Source organism: Streptomyces sp. NPDC056948 (genome assembly GCF_042674225.1).
Lineage (GTDB): Bacteria > Actinomycetota > Actinomycetes > Streptomycetales > Streptomycetaceae > Streptomyces > Streptomyces purpurascens.
This window is the reverse complement of sequence record NZ_JBHUQX010000590.1, coordinates 1-4,438: the sequence shown is the minus strand read 5'-3', so window position 1 is coordinate 4,438 and position 4,438 is coordinate 1. Positions and strand designations below refer to the sequence as shown.

At 70.3% G+C, this 4,438-nt stretch carries 3 protein-coding genes and 1 pseudogene; 2 read left to right on the top strand and 2 right to left on the bottom strand.

From position 1 onward, the window contains the following. Window positions 1-153: pseudogene (locus ACFTZL_RS41690) on the bottom strand (RNA polymerase subunit sigma-70); the annotation flags it as partial. Window positions 154-500: 347 nt separating this feature from the next. On the opposite strand from ACFTZL_RS41690, the gene ACFTZL_RS41685 reads away from it, so the two are divergent. Beyond that, complete coding sequence (locus ACFTZL_RS41685; RefSeq protein ID WP_382594859.1) at window positions 501-1,517, top strand: aspartate-semialdehyde dehydrogenase; 1,017 nt, start codon at window positions 501-503, stop codon at window positions 1,515-1,517. Here the strand turns inward: ACFTZL_RS41685 and ACFTZL_RS41680 are convergent. Beyond that, window positions 1,514-2,014: a DUF1203 domain-containing protein gene (locus tag ACFTZL_RS41680; protein ID WP_382594856.1), complete on the bottom strand. Its 501-nt coding sequence runs from the start codon at window positions 2,012-2,014 to the stop codon at window positions 1,514-1,516. The genes ACFTZL_RS41685 and ACFTZL_RS41680 overlap by 4 nt on opposite strands. Before the next feature lie 247 nt (window positions 2,015-2,261). Here ACFTZL_RS41680 and pepN point away from each other — a divergent pair. Continuing rightward, window positions 2,262-4,438, top strand: a 2,177-nt coding sequence (gene pepN, locus ACFTZL_RS41675) for an aminopeptidase N (protein WP_382594853.1), incomplete at its 3' end; no start/stop codon positions are given.

Genomic DNA, 4,438 nt, shown 5'->3' with positions numbered 1-4,438 from the left:
CGGCAGGTCCGCCTGCGGCACCCCGCCCAGCGCGAGCACCGCCCGCACCCGGCGTTCCTGTGCCGCGTCCAGCGGATCGGCCCCGCTCTGCGGATCGTCGCCGGCACCGGCCCGCGGCGTCTCCCGGCCCCGCCGGGCCCTTCCGCGCAGCAGCACATCCACCCCCCTCGCCGTGTTTCTCCTACGACGCCGGCCCGGCCCGGAACGTTCGGTCGTCCTCCGAAGCATTTCCGGCGGGACGACAGAGGTGTACGTCACACTCCCGTGTGGCCGAGTCCGACCGGGGCAGGTGAGCTTGCGGCGCACGCCCCCTGTCGAATGAATTTCTCCAGCTCAGAGCGGTGGATACCGCAGGTCCGCAACCAGGGAGCGGGACACGTCGTCCCACTCACCGGACAGCGCGGGGAAAGAAGTGGACAGGTGGGCCGTGGTCGGCCGCATGATGGAAAAGCCTCGGCCAAGCAACGAGCATGTGAAGAGACGCAGGAGAGGGAGTCACCGTGAGGGTCGGAATCGTCGGAGCCACCGGACAGGTGGGCACGGTCATGCGCAGGATCCTCAAGGAGCGGAACTTCCCGGTCACCGAGCTGCGCCTGTTCGCCTCGGCCCGCTCGGCGGGCTCCGAGCTGGACGGCGTGACGGTGGAGGACGCGGCGACCGCCGACTACACCGGCCTGGACATCGTGCTGTTCTCCGCGGGCGGTGCCACGTCCAAGGCGCTGGCCGAAAAGGTCGCCTCCCAGGGCGCCGTCGTGATCGACAACTCCTCCGCGTGGCGCAAGCACCCGGAGGTCCCCCTGGTCGTCTCCGAGGTGAACCCGCACGCGATCAAGGACCGTCCCAAGGGCATCATCGCCAACCCGAACTGCACGACGATGGCCGCGATGCCGGTCCTGCGTCCGCTGCATGACGAGGCGGGCCTGGAAGCCCTGGTCGTCGCCACGTACCAGGCGGTCTCCGGCTCCGGTCTCGCGGGCGTGGCCGAGCTGCACGGCCAGACGCAGAAGGTCGTCGCCGACGCCGACCAGCTCACCCACGACGGCGCAGCGGTCGACTTCCCCGAGCCGGACGTCTACAAGCGCCCCATCGCCTTCAACGTGCTGCCGCTCGCGGGCAACATCGTCGACGACGGCCTGAACGAGACCGACGAGGAGCAGAAGCTCCGCAACGAGTCCCGCAAGATCCTGGAGATCCCCGAGCTGAAGGTCTCCGGCACCTGCGTGCGCGTCCCGGTCTTCTCCGGCCACTCCCTCCAGGTCAACGCCCGCTTCGCCCGGCCCATCTCCCCTGAGCGGGCGACGGAGCTGCTGGCGGACGCCCCGGGCGTCGTCGTCACCGACATCCCCACCCCCCTCCAGGCCGCCGGCCAGGACCCCTCCTACGTCGGCCGCATCCGCCGTGACGAGACCGTGGACAACGGCCTGGCCCTCTTCCTCTCCAACGACAACCTCCGCAAGGGCGCGGCCCTGAACGCGATCCAGATCGCGGAGCTGGTGGCGGCGGAGCTGAAGGGCTAGTCCCCGCGCACCTCCTGATCCCTGCGCACCTCATAGAGGAAGCACCCGTACTCGACGGCCCGGACGTGGACGAGCTCCACGGCCGGGTCGTCGAACGCTTCCGTGAAGGCCTGGGCGATGGCGGCGGGCTCGGTGACCAGCCGGCCGCCCAGGATGCGGCCCTCGGCGGAGTAGCGGCGGACCGTGCGGTGGCTGTTGGTGAAGGGCAGGGCGTCGGTGTCCGGCCCCGCGCACTCCTCGGCGTGGATGAAGACCGGGCCCTGTTCGTCGTAGGCGCCCGGGTCGACGCCCTGCTCCGACGCCCAGCGGCGCAGCGGGGCGTACGAGACCAGGGCGATGCGTTCGCCCGGTTCGGCGCGGCGCAGGCAGCAGCGGAGCGGTGAGCCACTCTCGGCGGTGGTGAACGGGGTGGTGGGGCGGCCCGCGTCGTCCGTCGTGCGGAGGTCCTTCAGGGCGCGCGGGGCGATGGGCAGTGCGCTGTAGGTCGTCGTCGTCATACTCCTCAGGCTCGCTCGCGGGGGCCCGAGGAACCGGCGGATTCCGGACGTCGCCCTCCCCCGGGGCGCCCGGCCCGTACGGCCGCCGGTTTGGTGCGGCGCCGGGACGGGGAGAGGGCGGCGGTACGGGAGTTCGCCCGTACCCTCGCCGGTCGAGGGGTATCCCTCGGAGACGCCCAGGTCGTCGCCCGATGCGAAGCCGCCGTGGAAAGATGGCGCAACCCACCCATAACGAGGAGATGACCGCGTGCCTGGCACAAACCTGACCCGCGAAGAGGCGCAGCAGCGGGCGCAGCTGCTCGCCGTTGACTCGTACGAGATCGAACTCGATCTCTCCGGCGCGCAGGAGGGCGGCACCTACCGGTCCGTGACCACGGTGCGCTTCGATGTGACCGCCGAGAACGGTGCCGAGTCGTTCATCGACCTCGTCGCCCCGGCCGTGCACGAGGTGACCCTGAACGGGGACTCCCTCGACCCCGCCGAGATCTTCGCGGACTCCCGGATCGCCCTGTCCGGCCTGCTCCAGGGCCGCAACATCCTCCGGGTGGTCGCCGACTGCGCGTACACCAACACCGGTGAGGGCCTGCACCGGTTCGTCGACCCGGTCGACGACCAGGCCTACCTCTACACCCAGTTCGAGGTTCCGGACGCCCGCCGGGTGTTCGCGAGCTTCGAGCAGCCGGACCTCAAGGCGACCTTCCAGTTCACCGTGAGGGCGCCGGAGGGCTGGACCGTCATCTCCAACTCGCCCACCCCGGAGGCCCAGGACAACGTCTGGGCGTTCGAGCCGACGCCGCGCATCTCGTCGTACATCACGGCGCTGATCGTCGGCCCGTACCACTCCGTGCACAGCGTGTACGAGAAGGACGGCCAGTCCGTCCCGCTCGGCATCTACTGCCGTCCCTCGCTCGCCGAGTACCTCGACTCGGACGCCATCTTCGAGGTGACCCGGCAGGGCTTCGAGTGGTTCCAGGAGAAGTTCGACTACACGTACCCGTTCAAGAAGTACGACCAGCTCTTCGTGCCGGAGTTCAACGCGGGCGCGATGGAGAACGCGGGCGCGGTGACCATCCGCGACCAGTACGTGTTCCGGTCGAAGGTGACGGACGCGGCGTACGAGGTGCGCGCCGAGACCATCCTGCACGAGCTGGCCCACATGTGGTTCGGCGACCTCGTGACGATGGAGTGGTGGAACGACCTGTGGCTGAACGAGTCGTTCGCCACGTACACGTCGATCGCCTGCCAGGCGGCCCACCCCGATTCCCGCTGGCCGCAGTCCTGGACCACCTTCGCCAACTCCATGAAGACGTGGGCGTACCGCCAGGACCAGCTGCCGTCGACGCACCCGATCATGGCCGAGATCAACGACCTGGACGACGTGCTCGTCAACTTCGACGGCATCACCTACGCGAAGGGGGCTTCCGTCCTGAAGCAGCTCGTCGCGTACGTCGGCGAGGACGAGTTCTTCCGGGGCGTGCAGGCGTACTTCAAGGCGCACGCGTTCGGCAACACGCGCCTGTCCGACCTGCTGGGCGCCCTGGAGGAGACCTCGGGGCGTGATCTGAAGTCGTGGTCGAAAGCCTGGCTGGAGACGGCCGGCATCAACGTCCTGCGCCCGCGGATCGAGACGGACGCCGATGGTGTCGTCACGTCCTTCGCCATCCGCCAGGAGGCCCCGGCCCTGCCCGCGGGCGCGAAGGGCGAGCCCACCCTGCGGCCGCACCGGATCGCCGTCGGCCTGTACGAGCTGGATGACGAGAGCGGCAAGCTGGTCCGCGAGGAGCGCATCGAGCTGGACGTGGACGGCGCGCTGACGGCCGTACCGCAGCTCGTGGGCAAGCGCCGTCCGGCCGTGATCCTGCTCAACGACGACGACCTGTCGTACGCGAAGGTCCGCCTGGACGAGCAGTCCCTGGCCGTCGTCACGGAGCACCTCGGCGACTTCGAGTCGTCCCTGCCCCGTGCCCTGTGCTGGGCGTCGGCCTGGGACATGACCCGCGACGCGGAGCTCGCGACCCGCGACTACCTGGCCCTGGTGCTGTCCGGCATCGGCAAGGAGTCGGACATCGGCGTCGTGCAGTCGCTGCAGCGCCAGGTGAAGCTGGCCATCGACCTGTACGCCGACCCGGCCGCCCGCGAAGCGCTGCTGGCCCGCTGGACCGACGCGACGCTGGCCCATCTGCGGGCGGCGGCGCCGGGCAGCGACCACCAGCTCGCGTGGGCGCGCGCGTTCGCCGCGACGGCCCGGACGCCCGAGCAGCTCGACGTGCTGGACGCGCTGCTGGACGGCTCGCAGACCGTCGAGGGCCTGGTCGTCGACACAGAGCTGCGGTGGTCGTTCGTGCAGCGGCTCGCGGCGGTCGGCCGGTTCGACGAGGCGGAGATCGCGGGCGAGTACGACCGTGACCGTACGGCCGCCGGTGA

Coding starts and splice junctions, on each gene's coding strand:
- ACFTZL_RS41680 (WP_382594856.1), bottom strand. CDS start 2,014: ATGACGACGACGACCTACAGCGCACTGCCCATCGCCCCGCGCGCCCTG.